Raw genomic sequence first — 253 nt, 5'->3', positions numbered from 1 at the left:
CAAAAGAAACATAGTGTTTTCCATCTGGGTCAAAAATCATCGGTTCGCAATGTTCAATAGGATAGATGTTCCGAATTAGATTATTATCTTTAATGACTATATTTGGAATACTATCATTGCAGGTTATTTCACGAATTCGGTCAACGAGTATTCCATAATTCTTAAATTCTGATAATTCAAGAGATACATTTAAACTTCCATTTTCGTCTTTTAGAAATCCATAATTCCTTTTTTCAGTTTCTTGCTTTCCACA

1 protein-coding gene is annotated in these 253 nt (G+C 30.8%); it reads right to left on the bottom strand.

Features of this window, described 5'->3' with window-relative positions:
* Window positions 1-253: hypothetical protein (locus tag ACY2RX_RS14740; RefSeq protein WP_490104734.1), on the bottom strand; the 253-nt coding region annotated here is incomplete at both ends.

The sequence above is a fragment of the Polaribacter sp. 2405UD43-2 genome (assembly GCF_058147125.1).
Note: the sequence above shows the minus strand (reverse complement) of the source record. Positions and strands in the feature narration are given on the sequence as shown.